The 16617-nt window shown below is 71.7% G+C and carries 15 protein-coding genes; 4 read left to right on the forward strand and 11 right to left on the reverse strand.

Translation table 11 applies throughout. The features are described from left to right. Position 1: 1 nt before the first annotated feature. The 5 genes from ACIRO3_RS07460 to ACIRO3_RS07480 form a co-directional block, all read right to left on the reverse strand. Positions 2-1063, reverse strand: a complete 1062-nt coding sequence (locus tag ACIRO3_RS07460; RefSeq protein ID WP_404133535.1) for an iron-siderophore ABC transporter substrate-binding protein — start codon at positions 1061-1063, stop codon at positions 2-4. An 86-nt stretch (positions 1064-1149) separates the two neighbouring features. Further along, entirely contained in the window at positions 1150-2022 is an 873-nt protein-coding gene (locus tag ACIRO3_RS07465) for an ABC transporter ATP-binding protein (RefSeq protein ID WP_361776820.1), read from the reverse strand. A gap of 163 nt (positions 2023-2185) precedes the next feature. Next, positions 2186-3247 carry a FecCD family ABC transporter permease gene (locus ACIRO3_RS07470; RefSeq protein ID WP_404133538.1) on the reverse strand — a complete coding sequence of 354 codons (1062 nt, stop codon included), beginning with the start codon at positions 3245-3247 and terminating at the stop codon, positions 2186-2188. Then, entirely contained in the window at positions 3244-4302 is a 1059-nt protein-coding gene (locus ACIRO3_RS07475; protein ID WP_404133541.1) for a FecCD family ABC transporter permease, read from the reverse strand. Before ACIRO3_RS07475 ends, ACIRO3_RS07470 begins: the two co-directional genes overlap by 4 nt. 166 nt (positions 4303-4468) lie before the next feature. Continuing rightward, entirely contained in the window at positions 4469-5836 is a 1368-nt protein-coding gene (locus ACIRO3_RS07480) for a lysine N(6)-hydroxylase/L-ornithine N(5)-oxygenase family protein (protein ID WP_404133542.1), read from the reverse strand. Positions 5837-6095: 259 nt separating this feature from the next. On the opposite strand from ACIRO3_RS07480, the gene ACIRO3_RS07485 reads away from it, so the two are divergent. After that, positions 6096-7043 carry a methionyl-tRNA formyltransferase gene (locus ACIRO3_RS07485; RefSeq protein WP_404133545.1) on the forward strand — a complete coding sequence of 316 codons (948 nt, stop codon included), beginning with the start codon at positions 6096-6098 and terminating at the stop codon, positions 7041-7043. Positions 7044-7223: 180 nt separating this feature from the next. Here the strand turns inward: ACIRO3_RS07485 and ACIRO3_RS07490 are convergent, their stop codons facing one another. Further along, the gene (locus ACIRO3_RS07490) at positions 7224-8414 is read right to left on the reverse strand and encodes an acyl-CoA dehydrogenase family protein (protein WP_404133548.1); all 1191 of its coding nucleotides are present in this window, start codon (positions 8412-8414) and stop codon (positions 7224-7226) included. Positions 8415-8598: 184 nt separating this feature from the next. On the opposite strand from ACIRO3_RS07490, the gene ACIRO3_RS07495 reads away from it, so the two are divergent. After that, complete coding sequence (locus ACIRO3_RS07495; RefSeq protein ID WP_404133551.1) at positions 8599-9333, forward strand: hypothetical protein; 735 nt, start codon at positions 8599-8601, stop codon at positions 9331-9333. A gap of 54 nt (positions 9334-9387) precedes the next feature. On the opposite strand, the gene ACIRO3_RS07500 is transcribed toward ACIRO3_RS07495, so the two are convergent. Both ACIRO3_RS07500 and ACIRO3_RS07505 read right to left on the reverse strand, forming a co-directional pair. Continuing rightward, entirely contained in the window at positions 9388-10224 is an 837-nt protein-coding gene (locus ACIRO3_RS07500) for a class II fructose-bisphosphate aldolase (RefSeq protein ID WP_365996703.1), read from the reverse strand. Next, positions 10221-11135: an SIS domain-containing protein gene (locus tag ACIRO3_RS07505; RefSeq protein WP_404133554.1), complete on the reverse strand. Its 915-nt coding sequence runs from the start codon at positions 11133-11135 to the stop codon at positions 10221-10223. The genes ACIRO3_RS07500 and ACIRO3_RS07505 overlap by 4 nt, the downstream gene beginning before the upstream one ends. A gap of 156 nt (positions 11136-11291) precedes the next feature. Here ACIRO3_RS07505 and ACIRO3_RS07510 point away from each other — a divergent pair, with 156 nt between their 5' ends. Continuing rightward, positions 11292-12071: a DeoR/GlpR family DNA-binding transcription regulator gene (locus ACIRO3_RS07510; protein WP_404133557.1), complete on the forward strand. Its 780-nt coding sequence runs from the start codon at positions 11292-11294 to the stop codon at positions 12069-12071. An 89-nt stretch (positions 12072-12160) separates the two neighbouring features. Here ACIRO3_RS07510 and ACIRO3_RS07515 read toward each other — a convergent pair whose 3' ends face one another. The 3 genes from ACIRO3_RS07515 to tdh all read right to left on the reverse strand — a co-directional run bounded on the left by ACIRO3_RS07515 (position 12161) and on the right by tdh (position 15459). Then, the gene (locus ACIRO3_RS07515) at positions 12161-13075 is read right to left on the reverse strand and encodes a LysR substrate-binding domain-containing protein (protein ID WP_404133559.1); all 915 of its coding nucleotides are present in this window, start codon (positions 13073-13075) and stop codon (positions 12161-12163) included. 12 nt (positions 13076-13087) lie between these two features. Beyond that, the gene (locus ACIRO3_RS07520; RefSeq protein WP_361776791.1) at positions 13088-14290 is read right to left on the reverse strand and encodes a glycine C-acetyltransferase; all 1203 of its coding nucleotides are present in this window, start codon (positions 14288-14290) and stop codon (positions 13088-13090) included. Positions 14291-14430: 140 nt separating this feature from the next. After that, positions 14431-15459 carry an L-threonine 3-dehydrogenase gene (gene tdh, locus ACIRO3_RS07525; RefSeq protein ID WP_361777045.1) on the reverse strand — a complete coding sequence of 343 codons (1029 nt, stop codon included), beginning with the start codon at positions 15457-15459 and terminating at the stop codon, positions 14431-14433. A 214-nt stretch (positions 15460-15673) separates the two neighbouring features. On the opposite strand from tdh, the gene ACIRO3_RS07530 reads away from it, so the two are divergent. After that, on the forward strand, positions 15674-16582 hold the full coding sequence (locus tag ACIRO3_RS07530; protein ID WP_404133561.1) for an alpha/beta hydrolase fold domain-containing protein: 909 nt from the start codon (positions 15674-15676) through the stop codon (positions 16580-16582). The last annotated feature ends 35 nt before the right edge of the window (positions 16583-16617 follow it).

Here is a 16617-nt window from a genome sequence, read left to right on the forward strand (position 1 = left end):
CCTAGCCGACCGACTTGACGAGCTCGTCGATCGCGTACGGCATGGAGAGCAGGGTGGCCTGCGAGATGGCCGCGCCGGCCGCCGGGCCCTCGCTGTCCAGCAGGTAGGACACCTTGTTGTCCTTCGCGACCTTCAGGTTGGTGAAGAGGTCGAACTTCTTCAGTGCGTCCATGTCCGCCTTGTCGTTGATGACGAAGACACGGTCGACGTCGACGAGGTCGGTGCGCTCCGGGGAGAGCTGGGTGTAGAACTTGTCGCCCGCGATCTTGTCGATCTCGGTCTGCCCCTTGAAGCCCATGCCGGTCAGGAGCTGGCCGCGCACGTCGGTGGTGGTGAAGGGCGCGACGGAGTCCTTGTACCAGGACAGCGCGACGGCGGTCTGGTTGGCGAACTCGGGGTGCGCCTTCTTGGCCGCGGCGAGCTTGTCCGTGATGCCCTGCACCATCGCCTTGCCCTCGTCGGCCTTGCCGAGCGCCTTGGCGATGTGGAGGGCGTTGTCCTGCCACGGAGCGCTGAAGGGCTCCTTCTCGGCCTTGGTGCGACCCACCGTCGGGGCGATCTTGCTGAGCTTGTCGTAGGCGGCCTGGTCGATCTCGGAGTAGACGCCGATGATCAGGTCCGGGCGCAGGGCCGCGATCTTCTCGTAGTTGGGGCCGGTGTCGCCGTTGTTCATGATGACCTCGGGCTTGGCGTCACCCCACTTGTCCTTCACCCAGGGCCACTGCGTGTTGATGTCGGGCGTCTTGCCCGCCGGGTTCGGGTACTGGTCGACCATGCCGACCGGCTTGATGCCGAACGCGAGGATCGTCTGGTCGTCGGTGTAGCCGACGGAGACGACGCGCTGGGGAGCCTTCTCCACCTTGGTGGTGCCGAAAGCGTGCTCGACGGTGACCGGGAACGCACCGGCGGCGGCCGGGGTGTTGGCGCCGTCGTTCTTCTTGTCGGCCTTGTCCGCGGAGTCGGAACCGCACCCCGCGAGGACGCCTACACCGAGGGCCGCGGCAGACACGGTCGCCGCCAGCCGCTGCCAGGGCTTCATACGTGTGGTTCTGTCGAGGAGCATTCGGAAATCCCTTGCTTTCGTGCTGTCCGCTGCGGCCCCACGTGAGGCAGGCAAACCGTACCCCGGGGCAGTGAGGTAAGCCTAGCCTAAGTTGTAGGCAACTCATTCCGGTTGCCCGGACTCTGGACGTGGGTACGGCCGATCGGCACGATGAGCGGCCGGTCGCCCACCGGATCGTCGATCACCTTGGCCCGCAACCCGAAGGCCTCGTACAGCAGTTCGGCGGTCACCACGTCGCGCGGGTGACCCTGCGCCAGGACCGAACCCGCCTTCATCACGATCAGGTTGTCGCTGTAGCGCGTGGCCAGGTTGAGGTCGTGGAGCACCATGACCACGGTGCGTCCCGACTCGTGCAGGTCGTCGACCAGGTCGAGCACGTCGACGGCGTGCGCCAGGTCCAGATAGGTGGTGGGCTCGTCGAGCAGGAGCAGGTCCGTGCCCTGGGCGAGGGTCATCGAGATCCAGACGCGTTGACGCTGGCCCCCGGAGAGCGAGTCGACGGGACGGTCGGCCAGGTCGGCCACCCCGGTCATGGCCAGCGCGCGCTCCACGACGCGGGCGTCGTCCGAGGACCACTGCCGCAGCCAACTCTGGTGCGGATGGCGCCCCCTGGCGACCAGGTCCGCCACGGTCAGGCCTTCCGGCGCGACCGGCGCCTGGGGCAGCAGGCCGAGCTTCTTCGCCACGTCCCTGGTCTTGAGCTTGACGATGTCCTCACCGTCCAGCACGACCGATCCCGCGGTCGGCTTGAGCAACCGCGACAGGGTCCGCAAGAGGGTGGACTTGCCGCAGCCGTTGGGGCCGATGATGGTGGTCACCACGCCCGCCGGGACCGTCACGTCCAGCGCGTCGATGACGATTCGATCCCCGTACCCGACCGTGACGCCCTTGGCTGCCAGCCGCGGGATGCCATCGATCCCGGTCTCGACCTCGATCTCGGTGACGCGTTGAACGACCATGCCCTCCCCTAATTTAGGCTTACCTAATCTTTGTATCACCTGGGCCCCGTCGTCAAAGCGGCGCAGGTGAGGCCCGCGGCATCGGACACCGCGGGCCGGACGAGAGGTTGACGCCGGAACGGGCCGGGCGCCGCGCCCTGGGGTCTGTCTTTCGGATCAGGCCCTAGCGGCGGTTGGCCCGCACCAGGAGGTAGACGAGGAACGGGCCGCCGATCGCGGCGGTGACCACCCCGACGGGCAGGGAGACGGGCAGTACGGTGCGGGCGACCAGGTCCGCTCCGATCAGCAGCAGCGCCCCCGTCAGGCCGGCCGCCACCATCGGCGGCGTCGGGGACTTGGTCAGACGCATCGCCACCTGCGGTGCCACCAGGGCGACGAACGGGACCGGTCCGGCCGCGCTCACCGCGAATCCGGCCAGGAGCACCGCGCACAGCAGCAGGACCGCCCGCACCAGCGAGTACCGCACGCCCAGGCCCGCGGCCACGTCGTCGCCGAAGTGCATCGGCTTGAACTGGAAGCCGACGCACACCACGACGACCATCACGGCGAGCGTGCCCCAGAGCGCCACCCCGACCTCGTCCCACGACCGGTTGTCCAGGGAGCCGACCAACCACGCCTGGGCGCGCGCCACGTCCCGGATGTCGGCGGTGACCAGCAGCCAGGTCGTGATCGCCTCCATCACGGCGCTCACCGAGAGACCGATGAGGATGAGCCGGAAGCCGTCGATGCCGCGTCGCCACGCCATGACGTACACCAGCAGCCCCGTGAGGAAACCGCCCGCGAGCGCCGCTCCGGAGAGCCCCACGGAGCCGGTGACCGCCGCGGCGGCCCCGCCCGACATCGTCACCAGGAACACCGCGACCGCGCCGGCGCCCCCGGTGATGCCCAGGATGTCCGGACTGGCCAGCGGATTGCGCGCGATGGACTGCGTGATCGCCCCGGAGACCCCCAGCGCGATCCCCACGACGAGGCCGGCCGCGGCCCGAGGCATGCGCAAGTCCATGATCACGAACTGGTCGACCTGCTCGCCCCCGCCGAACAGCGTGGCGATGACCCGGGGCAGACCGAGGGGGAAGTCCCCCACCGCGATGGAAAGGCAGAACACCAGGAAGGCCGCCACCGTCAACGTCAGCGTGACCAGCGCGATCCTGGGCCGCCATACGAACGACACGCGGCCGAGCCGCACGCCCGGCGTCATCGGCCGCTTCACCACTGTCACGTTCATGCGCTCTTGAACTTTCCCCGCCACACCAGGACCGCGAAGAAGGGGGCGCCGAGGAGGGCGACGAGGACGCCGGCGTCCAACTCCCCCGGCCGCACCACCACGCGGCCCGCGATGTCGCAGACCAGAAGGACGACTGCGCCGAGAACACCCGCGTACGGCACCAGCCAACGGTAGTCGGGGCCGGCCAGGTACCGGGCCAGGTGCGCCACCATCAGTCCGAGGAACGCGATGGGACCGCACGCCGCGGTGGCCGCGCCCGCCAGCAGGGTGATGGCGACGATGCCGACGGTGCGGATCAGCGCGATGTTCACGCCCAGCCCCCGCGCGACGTCGTCACCGAGGTTGAGCAGGTTGACGGAGGGCAGCGTGGCCAGGGCCAACACCAGCCCGACCGCGATGAAGGCGGTCACCGGCCAGATGACGTCGAAGCGGACACCGGCCACCGAGCCGGCGTTCCAGAACCGCAGGGCGTTCAGTGCCGCCTTGTCCGACAGCGCGACCGCCGTCGTCATCGCCATGAGGAACACCGTGACCCCCTGCCCGGCCAGGGCGAGCGTCAGCGGATTGCCGGCGCCCCGGCCGATGCTCGACAGTCCGAACACGACGACTCCGGCGAGCGCGGCGCCCAGGAAGGCGAACCAGACGTACTGGAACGGGTCGGTGAACCCGAACAGGGAGATCGCCGACACGACGGCGAACGAGGCGCCGGTGTTCACCCCGAGCAGACCGGTGTCGGCGATGGGGTTGCGCGTGTAGCCCTGGATCAGCGCCCCGCCGACGCCCAGGGCGGTGCCCGCCACGATCGCGAGCACGGTGCGGGGCACCCGTACGGTCTGCATGATGAGCCGGGTGTCCGAGACCTTCTGGCCGGCCTCCGGCGCGGTGAACAGTCCGTGCCACACCTCGGCGGGACTCAACGCGCGCGCTCCGACGGCGAGGGAGACCACCGCCACGACCACGAGGACCGCGACGAGGGCGCCGAGGCCCACGAGCCTGCGGTGCCGGGCTCCCGCGACGCGGGAGGGCGCCGGGCGTTCAACTGTAGTCGTGGCCATGTCGACGTAGGTTATCCCTTGCATCCGGCGCGGACGCCGGCCGCCCCGGCGGCGGGTACCGGAGGCACGGCGGTCCTTCTTCGTGGATCTGCTGCGTGCACAGTGCTGCCGTGCCCGCCGGTGCGAGGGCACCACAGGCACGGCAGTGGGTCTGTGGAGCGGCCGGTCAGACGGCCGGCTGGCGGGCGGCGTCGGCGGCCGCCCCGGTGACCGGGCCGACCTCGTCGGTCAGCGCCTTGAGGCCGCGGTCGAGTATCGAGTCGAGGATCTCGCCGACCCGTACCGCGGTGTTGGACAGCAGGGAGGAGGTGATGCCGTGCGTGTGCTCGGTCCCGCCCTGCAGGTAGATGCCGCAGCGCAGGTCGAGGTCGGTCGCCACGCGGTAGTCGCGCTCGACCTGGACACGGCCCTGGTCGTCGCGGTGGCACCGGTCGGCGACCTCGCCGAGGAGACCGAGGCCGTCCGCCTGCAGGTACCCGGTGGCGCACACCACGACGTCGGCGTCCAGCAGGTTCTCCTCGCCGCTGACGAGGGACTTGATCGTGGCTCGGACCCCGTCGGCCGTCTCCTGCACGCCCGTCAGGCGCGAGACGTTCAGGAACCGGAGCCGCTCGGTGCCGAGCACCTTCTCGCGGTACGACTGCCGGTACAGGTCGTCGATGAGGTCCATGTCGACGACGGAGTAGTTGGTGTTGGCGTGGTAGCCCATGAGCCGCTGCTTGACGTCCTCGGGCGCCGAGTAGTACTCGCCCACGGCCTCGGGGTCGAAGATGCGGTTGGCGAAGCTGCTGTCGTCCGCCGGGCTGTAGCCGTAGCGGGAGAAGACCGCGCAGACCTCGGCCTGCGGGAAGCGGCGATGCAGGTAGGCGACGTTCTCGGCGGCGCTCTGGCCGGCGCCGACCACGACGAAGCGGGTGGGCTCCCGGCCCTCCAGGGCGTCCACCTTCGACAGCAGGTCGGAGTTGTGCCAGACGCGCTCGGTCCGCTCGACGCCTTCCGGCATGACCGGGCGCAGCCCGGTTCCGATGACCAGGTTGCGGGCCCGGTGGACGACGACCTCGTCACCGGAGCGCGCCGTCACGTCGAGGTACTCCACGACGCCGTCACGCACCACGGGCTCGACGGAGACGACTTGGTGGCCGTACGAGACCATGTCGTCGACCTTGGCCGCGGCCCACTCCAGGTAGTCGTGGAACTCGACCCGGAGCGGGAAGAGGTTCTTGTGGTTGACGAAGTCGATCAGGCGGCCCTTGCTCTGCAGGTAGCAGAGGAAGCTGTACTCGCTGGTGGGGTTCCGCAGCGTCACCAGGTCCTTCATGAAGGACACTTGCATCGTGGCGTCGTCGATGAGCATGCCGCGGTGCCAGCCGAAGCGGGGCTGCTGCTCGAAGAAGTGAGCGGTGACCGCCTCTTGCCTTCCGACGCGCGCGTTGTGCTCGCTGAGAGCGATCGCCATGGCAACGTTCGAGGGGCCGAAGCCGATGCCGATCAGATCGTGGATCAGTGGTGCGTCGCCAGGAAGAGCCTGTGACATGTCACTCCCATTGGTGCGGGACAGCCGCCTGCCAGGCGTCTTGTCAGGGTGGGGGAATAGGGGAGTCCAGGGCGCGCCGATGAGCGGCAGCGAGTGGAACTTAGGTAAAGCTAACCTGATCCCGGGTCGCTGTCGACCTGGCAAAACGGTCAATTCACTCCCACTCGGGTCAATCAGGCCCAGAATCGGGGCGGTTGAATCGTTAGGTTAGGCTTGCTTTACTTACGTTGACCACTGTGCTCACCCTAGGAGGAACCCGATGCGGGTCGTCATGTTCGGCTATCAAACCTGGGGCCATCGCACCCTGAAGGCGCTCCTGGACTCCGAGCACGACGTCGTGATGGTCGTGACGCACCCCAAGAGCGAGCACGCGTACGAGAAGATCTGGAGCGACTCGGTCGCCGAGCTCGCCGAGGAGCACGGCGTTCCCGTCGTCATCCGCAACCGCCCCGACGACGAAGAGCTGTTCCAGCGGCTCAAGGAGGCCGACCCGGACATCCTCGTCGCCAACAACTGGCGTACCTGGATCCCGCCGCGCATCTACAACCTGCCGCGGCACGGCACCCTCAACGTGCACGATTCGCTGCTGCCCAAGTACGCCGGCTTCTCCCCGCTGATCTGGGCCCTCGTCAACGGCGAGTCCGAAGTGGGCGTCACTGCGCACATGATGGACGAGGTCCTCGACGCCGGGGACATCGTCCTCCAGCACTCGGTCGCCGTCGGTCCGACGGACACGACCACGGACCTGTTCCACAAGACGGTCGACCTGATCGCCCCGGTCACGATCGGCGCCCTCGACCTGATCGCCTCCGGGCAGACCGAGTTCACCAAGCAGGACCGGTCCCAGGCCACCTTCTTCCACAAGCGGGCCGAGGAGGACATCCGGATCGACTGGACCTGGCCCGCCGAGGTCCTGGAGCGCCTGGTCCGCGCCCAGTCCGCGCCGTACCCGGCCGCCTTCACCTTCCACAAGGGCAAGCGCCTGGAGGTGCTCTCCGCGGTCGTGTCCGAGGGCCTGTACGGCGGCACCCCCGGGCGCATCTTCTACCGGGAGGGCGACGGCGTCGCGATCGTCGCCGGGGCCGACGCCCGCACCGGCCGCAACCACGGCCTGGCCATCACCCGGGTACGGACCGAGGACGGCCGCGAGCTGCCCGCGTCCGAGTACTTCACCTCCATGGGCGGCTACCTGACGGACCGTCCCTGACCGGAGGCGGCCACGGCCGCCGGCTGATCACCGACCGCCCCGGGACGGTCCCCGGGGCGGTCGGCCGCCACCGCCGCACGGACCACCGGCGCGGGCGGTGGTCCGGTCCCGCGGGCCATCGCCCCCCGATCGGGGACCCTGAACGCGTCCCGGGTCCCGGGTCGACGCCACGCGCCCGGGTCAGCGGCGCACGCGCGGCATGCCGAGGCCGATCCACGAGATGATCTCGCGCTGGATCTCGTTGTTGCCGCCACCGAAGGTGAAGATCACCGCGCTGCGGTAGCCGCGCTCCAGCTCGCCGTGCAGGACCGCGCCCGCCGAGCCGTCCTTGAGGGAACCGGCCGCGCCGACCACCTCCATCAGCCAGGCGTACGCGTCGCGGCGCGCCTCGGAGCCGTAGACCTTGACGGCGGAGGCGTCCTGCGGGGTGAGGGTGCCGGCCTCGACCGCGTTCACCATCTGCCAGTTGAGCAGCTTCATCGCGTCGAGCCGCGTGTGGGTGCGGGCGAGCCTGCCGCGGACCCAGGACAGGTCGATCACGCGGCGGCCGTCGGCGAGCGTGGTCCGCGCGGCCCACCGCTGGACGTCGTGCAGGGCGCGGATGGCCATGGTGCCGTGGGCGGCGAGGGTGACGCGCTCGTGGTTGAGCTGGTTGGTGATCAGGCGCCAGCCCTTGTTCTCCTGGCCGACGCGGCGGCTCGCGGGGACGCGGATGTTCTCGTAGTGGCTGGCCGTGGTGTCGTGCGAGGCCAGGGTGTTGATGAGGGTGCAGGAATAGCCGGGGTCCGAGGTCGGTACGAGGAGCATGGTGATGCCCTTGTGGGCGGGGGCGTCGGGGTCGGTGCGGACGGCGAGCCAGACCCAGTCGGCGGTGTCGCCGTTGGTGGTCCAGATCTTCTGACCGTTGACCACGTACGTACCGGTGTCCTCGTCGCCCTCGCGTACGGCCTTGCACGTGAGTGCGGCGAGGTCGGTGCCGGCGTCGGGTTCGCTGTAGCCGATGGCGAAGTCGATCTCACCGGCGAGGATCTTCGGGAGGAAGTACGCCTTCTGCTCGTCCGTGCCGAACTGCATGATGGTCGGCCCGACGGTGTTCAGCGCCATGAGCGGTAGCGGCACGACGGCCTGCGCGGCCTCGTCGAAGAAGATGAACTGGTCCACGGGCGACATCCCGCGCCCGCCGTACTCCTCGGGCCAACCCACCCCGAGCAGGCCGTCGCCCCCGAGCCGCCGGATGGTCTCGCGGTAGAAGCGCTTCTGGGCGGCCGGGTCCTCGTAACGGGCGTAGACGTCCCGCGGCACCAGCTCGGCGAAGTAGGCACGCAACTCGGTGCGCAACCGCTGCTGCTCAGGGGTGTATTCGAGGTGCACGGGCCCTCCGGGAAGTCTCGCGGTCCTTCGTCACTGGCGGAGGGCAGACTAGAACCTGTTCCAAGAATCCGGAAGGGTCCCGGGCCCTGGTTCCCGGCGACCGCGCCGTACCGCCGGCAGCGGACCCCCGCCTGCCCGACAATGGCCCCTTGGGGCAGGGGACTTCGACGAACCGGGGGGCCGCGTGGACCACGAGGCATGGGTACGGGAGATGGGCGGGCGCGACCGGGCACCGGAGCGCCGGGCACCGGAGCGCCCCGACGCGGTGACGCAGATCCACGAGCCGGGCGCGCTGCCGGTCGCGGAGGGGCAGCCGAGCCGGCAGCAGTGCTGGGACCGCCTCCCGGCGGACACGACGGCAACCCTGCTGGAGAAGGCGGGGAAGGTCCTGACCTGGTGGGCGTACCCCGAGCCGAACGGACACCCGAGGGCACTGGTGATCGGCGAGCGGGGGGTCTGTCGCATCGAACCGGTCATCCGGGGCGGTGTGCCCGAGTACCGGGGTGAGCGGGTCCGGCTGGAGCCCGGATCGCTGCGCCGGCAGTCCTTCGACCACCGGCCGCCGAGGGTCGGCCGCCCCAAGACCCCCGCCGCCGCTCCCCCGTCGCCCGGAACGCCGGTGGAGCGGCTCGACCTCCATCCGGAGGCGCGCGGGATCCTCGGCCAGTTCCCGCTGGAGGTGCAGGACTTCCTCCAACGGCCCTTCCTGTCCGGCGCCGACCGGCAGGTCAGCGCCGACTGGTACTACGACGAGACGCACGACGGGCGGCGCGCGACCCTGTTCCTCGCGCTGTGCCTGTACACCGAGCGCGACCTGGCCGTGGTCGAGGGCACCCGGACCCTGACCCGGGGCGCGCGCGCGGACCAGGCCCGGTGGCCGGCCATCGAATGCCATCGGGCCCGGTTGCTGCCGCGCTGACGGGAGCCCTGTCGGTCGGGGGCGGTCGCCGCCCCGCGAGCGGGGCGGCGGTGCTCAGTTCAGGGCGGTGAGCATGGCGGCGGCGGTCGTCGCCATCGCCGTTCGGGCCGCCGTGAGGTAGGGACGCGGGTCGGCCGGTGTGAGGTGGGTACGGATGGCCTCCGTCATGGCCACGTTCAGCGCGGTGCCGATGTTGACCTTGCGGATGCCGCCCGCGACGGCTGCCGCGAGTTCGGAGTCCGGGAGGCCGGAGGACCCGTGCAGCACCAGCGGGACGTCCACCGTCTTGGCCAGGCGGGCGAGCAGCGCGTGGTCCAGGGCGGCGGTCCGGCGGGTCATGGCGTGGCTGCTGCCGATGGCCACGGCCAGCGCGTCCACCCCGGAATCGGCGACGAACCGTCGCGCCTCGTCCGGGTCGGTGCGGGCGCCCGGGGCGTGGGGGTCCAGTGGCGCGGCCCCGTCCTTGCCACCGACCTCGCCCAGTTCGGCCTCGATCCACAGCCCGTTGACGTGGGCCCAGTCGGCTGCGGAGCGGGTGGCCTCCAGGTTCTCGGCGTACGGCAACCGCGCGGCGTCGTACATCACCGACCCGAAGCCGGCGTCCGCGGCCCGGCGCAGCAGTTCGGGGCTCTTGACGTGGTCGAGGTGCAACCCGACGGGGACGGCTGCCGCCTCCGCGCAGGCGACGGCCGCGCGGGCGATGGGGAGCAGTTGGCCGCCCCGGAACTTCACGGCGTTCTCGCTGAGTTGCAGGATCACCGGCAGGCCCACCCGCTCGGCGCCCGCGATCACGGCCTCGGCGTGTTCGAGCGTGATGATGTTGAAGGCGGCGACGGCGCGGCCGGCCTTGGCCGCCTCCGCCACGAGGCCGCCGGCGGGGACGAGGGTCATCGGACCGCCTCCTCTCCCGTGGTGAGGATGACGGAGCGGGTCAGGTTGCGGGGCGCGTCCGGGTCGAGCCGTCGGTGTGCGGCCGCGGCGAGGGCCAGCCGGTGGACGCGGACCAGCTCGGCGAGGGGGTCGAGCCGGCCTTCCACCCACGCGGCGCCGGCGGCGAGGACCTGTTCCGCGATGCCGTCGGGGGTCTCGCCCAGGGACCAGGTGAGGGTGCCGGGACCGGTGACGCTGACGGGGCCGTGCCGGTACTCCATGGCCGGGTAGGACTCGGCCCAGGACAGCGAGGCCTCGCGCATCTTCAGGGCGGCCTCGTGGGCCAGTCCCACGCTCCAGCCGCGACCGAGGAAGGTGTACTGGTCGAGGGCCTCCAGTCCGGCGGGCAGTTGCTCGGCGAGCGCGGCGCGCGCGTCGGCGACGGCGGCCGGGGTGTGGGCGCCGACGTGGGCCCGGAGCAGGGTCAGGGCGGTCGTGGCGAAGCGGGTCTGCACGACGGACCGTTCGTCCGCGAAGTCCAGCACCACGACGTCGTCCGCGAGGGTCATCGCGGGCGTCGCCGGGTCCCCGATGACGGCGGTGGTCGCCACCCCGGCGTCCCGCAGCCCGGCCAGCAGGTCCAGCACCTCGGTGGTGGTTCCGGAGCGGGTCAGCGCGACGACGCGGTCGTAGCGCCGGTGGCTCGGGAACTCGGAGGCGGGGAAGGCGTCCGTCTCGCCCTGGCCGGCCTCCTCGCGCAGGACGGCGGCCGCCTGGGCCATGTAGTACGAGGTGCCGCAGCCGACGATCGCGGTGCGTTCCCCGCGTCGCGGCAGCAAGGCCCGGTGCGTCGTGGCCAGTTCGGCGGCCCGTTCCCAGCATTCGGGTTGTGTGGCCAACTCCTGCGCGACGTGACTCGCGACGTGACTCATACGGGCTCCCTGGTGCGCGACGGCTGCGTGTGTGCGTTTTCCTGCAAGGTAGCGGGCAGTTTCACGCAACTTCAAGCATCCACGGCGGTGATCTCCTGGGTTAACCTCGACGCCGGGGCCGGACCCAAGGCCCCCGGAGCACCGACGAGGGGGGCCATGACCCGCAACGAACGCCGGCAGAAGCTGCTGGACCTGCTGGTGGAGCGCGGCGGGCTGGAGGTGGAACCCGCGGCGGAGGCGCTCGGCGTGTCCGCCGCGACCATCCGCCGCGACCTCGATCAGCTCGCCGAACAGCAGTTGCTCGTCCGCACCCGGGGTGGGGCGGCGCCGCACGGGGTCTCCTACGAACTCCCCCTGCGCTACCGGACCTCTCGCCGCGCCGCCGAGAAGGGCAGGATCAGCGAGGCCGTGGCGGCGCTGATCGTCCCGGGCGAGGTCGTCGGCCTGACGGGCGGCACGACCACCACCGAAGTGGCCCGCGCCTTGGCGGCCCGAGCGGACCTCGCCACGGGCTCCCCCGCCCTGACGGTCGTCACCAATGCCCTGAACATCGCGGGCGAGCTGGTGATCCGCCCCCAGTTCAAGATCGTGCTGACGGGCGGGGTGGCCCGCCCCCAGTCCTACGAACTCACCGGCCCGTTGGCCCAACAGGTGCTCGGACAGCTCACCGTGGACACGGCGGTCGTCGGCGTCGACGCCTTCGACCCGGTGGACGGCGCCGCCACCCGGCACGAGGACGAGGCCGCGATGAACCTGCTGCTGTGCGAACGCGCGCGCCGCGTGGTGATCGCGGCCGACTCCAGCAAGCTCGGCGTACGCGCCTTCGCCCGGATCTGCGCGACCTCGGCCGTGGACCTCCTGGTGACGGACACGGGTCTGTCACCCGCGGTGGCCGACTCCTTCACCAAGGCGGGCGTCGAGGTGCACCGGGTCTGACCGGGTCGGCCGGCCCCGCGGACGGCCGCGCGGAGCGCCCCGCGAACGGCCGCGAACCGTCGCTCGCCGCGGAGGTCCGCCCGGGCGGGTCAGTGCGTCGGGACGCGTTCCGCCTCGCGGGACAGGGCCGCCAGGACGGGGGCGATCAACGGGTGGGCCTCGGCGCCCCGGCGGGTCGCGGCGAAGACCCGGCGGGTGGCGGCCGGACCGGCGACCGGGCGGACCTGTAGCTCCTTGAGGTCCATGCCGCGCAGGGCCGACCGCGGCACCAGGGCGACGCCTCCGCCCGCGCCGACCAGCGCCGTCACGGCGCGGAAGTCGTCGGAGGAGTGCGCGAACCTCGGCTGGAACCCGGCCAGTTCGCAGGCCAGCAGGGTCACGTCGTGGCAGGGGTTGCCGGGGTACTGGCCCACCCAGTCGGAGTCGGACAGGTCCGCGAGCGAGACGGTGGGCAGGTCCGCGAGCGGGTGGCCGGCGGGCAGGACCGCGTCGAAGGGTTCCGCGTAGAGGGGGACGATCGACAGCCGGCCGTCGTCCGCGCCGGGGGCGCCGCGGTACTCCACCGCGAGCGCCAGGTCCGCCTCGCCGGCCAGCAGCAGCGGCAGGCTCTGGTCGCCCTCCGCGTCCCGCACCCGGAGCCGGATGCCGGGATGGTCCACCGCGAGGCGGGCCAGCGCCGGGGCGAGCACCTCCGCGATGCCGGTGGCGAAGGCGGCCACCGTGACCTCGCCCGCCGAGCCGCCCGCGTACGCCGCGAGTTCGGCCTCGGCGCGCTCCAGTTGGGCCAGCACCTCGTGGGCGTGCCCGACGAGGATCTCCCCGGCCGCGGTGAGCCGTACGCCCCGGCCGCTGCGGGTCAGCAGAGCGTGTCCGGTCTCCTGCTCCAGCGCGGCGAGCTGCTGGGAGACGGCGGAGGGGGTGAGGTACAGGGCTGCGGCCGCGGCGGTCACCGTACGGTGGTCCGCCACGGCCCGCAGGATGCGCAGCCGGCGGGGGTCGATCACCCCGCCATTGTCTCAGGCCACAGCCGTCCCGAGCGCCGCACGGGCCTCGATGAACGCCGCCACCGCGCGCTCCACGTCGGCCGTGGAGTGGGCGGCCGACAACTGCACGCGGATCCGCGCCGCACCCATGGGCACCACCGGGTAGGAGAAGCCGATCACGTACACGCCGCGCTCCAGCAGCAGCTCGGCCATCCGGGCCGCCTCGGCGGCGTCCCCGATCATGACGGGGGCGATGGCGTGGTCGCCGGGGAGGACCTCGAAGCCGGCGTCGGTCATCCTCGCGCGGAAGAGCGCGGTGTTGGCGGCGAGCTGCTCGCGCAGGTCGCCGGCCGACTCCAGCAGGTCGAGGACCTTGAGCGAGGCCGCCGCGATCACCGGGGCGAGGGAGTTGGAGAAGAGGTACGGGCGCGAGCGCTGGCGCAGCAGTTCGACGATCTCGGTGCGCGCCGCGACGTAGCCGCCGGAGGCGCCGCCGAGGGCCTTGCCGAGGGTGCCGGTGATGATGTCGACGCGGTCCATGACCCCGTGCAGTTCGGGGGTGCCGCGGCCGCCGGGGCCGACGAAGCCGACGGCGTGCGAGTCGTCGACCATGACCATGGCGTCGTAGCGCTCGGCGAGGTCGCAGATCTCCGCGAGCGGGGCGACGTAGCCGTCCATGGAGAACACGCCGTCGGTGACGATCAGACGGCGGCGGGCGTCCTGGGCGTCCTTGAGCCGGGTCTCCAGCTCCGCGAGGTCGCGGTTGGCGTAGCGGTAGCGGCGGGCCTTGGAGAGGCGGATGCCGTCGATGATCGAGGCGTGGTTGAGGGCGTCGGAGATCACCGCGTCCTCGGCGCCGAGCAGGGTCTCGAAGACACCGCCGTTGGCGTCGAAGCAGGAGGAGTAGAGGATCGTGTCCTCCTGGCCCAGGAAGGAGGACAGGCGCGCCTCCAGCTCCTTGTGGACCTCCTGGGTGCCGCAGATGAAGCGGACGGAGGCCATGCCGTAGCCCCAGCGGTCCAGCGCGTCCTTGGCGGCGGCGACGACCTCGGGGTGGTCGGCCAGGCCGAGGTAGTTGTTGGCGCAGAAGTTCAGGACCTCGCCCGCGGCGCCGCCGGAGGTGACGCCGACGGACGCGCTCTGCGGGGTGCCGATGACGCGCTCGGGCTTGTGCAGGCCGGCGGAGCGGATCTCGTCGAGGGTCTTGCGCAGGTCCTGGCGGACGGTCTCGAACATGGCGGGCGTGCTCTCTTTCTCCTGGTGCGGCGGAGGGAGGGGGGCCGGGCCCCGCGGAGGGGGGAGGGTCGTGCGGGGCCCGGCCGGAGGGAGATGGTTCGGGAGGACGGCCGCGGGCCGTCCGGGGCAGGGGCGGGAGGCTACGCCGTCCAGTCGAGGATGATCTTGCCGCTGCGGGCGGTGGACGCCTCGTCGAAGGCGGCCTCGAAATCGGTGTGCGCGTACCGGCCGGTGATGACGGGGCTGAGGTCGAGCCCGCCCTCCAGCAGCACGGTCATCGCGTACCAGGTCTCGAACATCTCACGGCCGTAGATGCCCTTGATGGTGATCATCGAGGTGACGACCTTCGCCCAGTCGACCGGGAAGTCCTGGGCGGGCAGGCCCAGCATCGCGATCCGGCCGCCGTGCGTCATGTTGGCGATCATGTCCTGCACGGCCTCGGCGCGGCCGGACATCTCCAGGCCGATGTCGAAGCCCTCGCGCAGTCCGAGCGTGGCCTGCGCGTCCGCGATCGTCGACTCGCGGACGTCCACGGCGAGCGTCGCGCCGGCCTTGCGGGCGATCTCCAGCCGCTCGGGGCTGACGTCGGTGATGACCACGTTGCGGGCGCCCGCGTGTCGGGCCACGGCCGCCGCCATGATGCCGATCGGACCGGCGCCGGTGATCAGCACGTCCTCGCCGACGAGCGGGAAGGACAGCGCGGTGTGCACGGCGTTGCCGAAGGGGTCGAAGATGGCCGCCACGTCGAGGTCGACCTTCGTCCGGTGCACCCACACGTTCTGCGCGGGCAACACCACGTACTCGGCGAACGCCCCGTCGCGTCCGACGCCGAGGCCGATCGTGCTGCGGCACAGGTGGCGGCGCCCGGCCAGGCAGTTGCGGCACTTCCCGCACACCAGGTGGCCCTCGCCGCTGACCAGCGCGCCGATCTCGATGTCCCGCACGTCGGCGCCCAGTGCCGCGACCTCTCCCACGAACTCGTGGCCGAGCACGAGGGGGGTCTTGACCGCGCCCTGCGCCCAGCCGTCCCAGGCCCGGATGTGCAGGTCGGTGCCGCAGATGCCGGTGCGGAGCACCTTGATCAGCACGTCGCCGGGGCCGTACTCGGGCTCGGGGACGTCCATCAGCCACAGTCCGGGCTCGGCCTTGTGCTTGACGAGTGCCTTCATGAACGTGGCTCCAGGCATGCGGAGGGGAGCACCTCGGGGCGTGCGGGCCCGTGCGGTGTCTGACGTGCACCAATGTGCCGAGCGGGATGGTGATCGGTCCATCGAGACTTTCTTAAGCGGGCCCACAGCGCAGCTTCACGCCTATGCTCCTCAGGTGAGGGGGCACAGCCGGCCCGGGCAGCGCCGGGGGTGGGGAAAAGGGGAGGTGAGGGGCGTGCCGAGTCTGCGCAGCAAGGCGTTGTCGGTGGCGCTGATCGCGGTGGGGCGCCGAAGACGGTACGCCAGCGCCGAGGCCGTGCGGGCCAGGGTGGCGGAGTCCGCCAAAAGGCCGGCGTCGCATCTGCCGCCGCGTTCACTGGGCCGGGTCGCGGAGGTCTCGCGGGCCTTCGTCGGGGCCTGGCCGGTGTACGACGTGTCGCCGCGTGGCGTCGAGCCCGCGGCGCAGGTGTTGTACGTCCACGGGGGCGCCCACGTGGGCGAGTTGCTCCGGCCCCACTGGTCGATGGTCCGCACGCTGGTCACCCGGGCGCGGGCCCGGGTCGTCGTACCGGCGTACATCCTGGCCCCGCGCGGAACCGCCGACCGCACGGTTCCGGTCGCCGCCGACCTGCTCAGCGGGCTGATCGAGGGTGGCGGCGCGGGCGGGACGCTGCTGCTCGGGGACTGCTCGGGCGCCGGGATCGCCCTGGCCGCCGCGCAACGCCTGCGGGAGCGCACGGGGGCGCAGCCGTCCCGGATCGTCCTGGTCTCGCCCTGGCTGGACCTGAGCGTGAGCCATCCCGGGCAGGCGGCCGTCGAGCCGGTGGACCCGTTGCTGGGGCGGCCGGGCCTGGTGGAGGCCGGACGGCTGTACGCGGGCACCCTCGCCGCCGACGACCCGCGGGTCAGCCCCTTGCACGGCGGCCTCGCGGGGTTGGCGCCGCTGACTGTGTTCACCGGGACCCGGGACCTGCTGAGCACCGACAGCCACGAGTTGCTGCGTCGGGCCCGGGACGCCGGCGTCGAGGTGGAGTTCCACGAGGCGGCGGGGTTGTCGCACGGCTACCCGTTCCAGTGGGTGCCGGAGGGCATGGCGGCCCGCGAGCGGATCGTGGAACTGGTCAGGGCGGTCGCCGCGCCGTGACGGCCTGGGCGGCGGGGGCGTACGGGGCGCGGGCG

It is taken from the genome of Streptomyces sp. NPDC102278 (genome assembly GCF_044766345.1).
In the GTDB taxonomy this organism is placed as follows: Bacteria; Actinomycetota; Actinomycetes; order Streptomycetales; family Streptomycetaceae; genus Streptomyces.

Bases quoted from the DNA above. Each gene is read 5' to 3' on its own strand.
- ACIRO3_RS07475 (WP_404133541.1), bottom strand. From the start codon at position 4,302: ATGGCCACGACTACAGTTGAACGCCCGGCGCCCTCCCGCGTCGCGGGA.
- ACIRO3_RS07520 (WP_361776791.1), bottom strand. From the start codon at position 14,290: ATGTTCGAGACCGTCCGCCAGGACCTGCGCAAGACCCTCGACGAGATC.
- ACIRO3_RS07480 (WP_404133542.1), bottom strand. From the start codon at position 5,836: ATGTCACAGGCTCTTCCTGGCGACGCACCACTGATCCACGATCTGATC.
- ACIRO3_RS07510 (WP_404133557.1), top strand. From the start codon at position 11,292: ATGACCCGCAACGAACGCCGGCAGAAGCTGCTGGACCTGCTGGTGGAG.
- ACIRO3_RS07470 (WP_404133538.1), bottom strand. From the start codon at position 3,247: ATGAACGTGACAGTGGTGAAGCGGCCGATGACGCCGGGCGTGCGGCTC.
- tdh (WP_361777045.1), bottom strand. From the start codon at position 15,459: ATGAAGGCACTCGTCAAGCACAAGGCCGAGCCCGGACTGTGGCTGATG.
- ACIRO3_RS07465 (WP_361776820.1), bottom strand. From the start codon at position 2,022: ATGGTCGTTCAACGCGTCACCGAGATCGAGGTCGAGACCGGGATCGAT.
- ACIRO3_RS07485 (WP_404133545.1), top strand. From the start codon at position 6,096: ATGCGGGTCGTCATGTTCGGCTATCAAACCTGGGGCCATCGCACCCTG.
- ACIRO3_RS07500 (WP_365996703.1), bottom strand. From the start codon at position 10,224: ATGACCCTCGTCCCCGCCGGCGGCCTCGTGGCGGAGGCGGCCAAGGCC.
- ACIRO3_RS07460 (WP_404133535.1), bottom strand. From the start codon at position 1,063: ATGCTCCTCGACAGAACCACACGTATGAAGCCCTGGCAGCGGCTGGCG.
- ACIRO3_RS07505 (WP_404133554.1), bottom strand. From the start codon at position 11,135: ATGAGTCACGTCGCGAGTCACGTCGCGCAGGAGTTGGCCACACAACCC.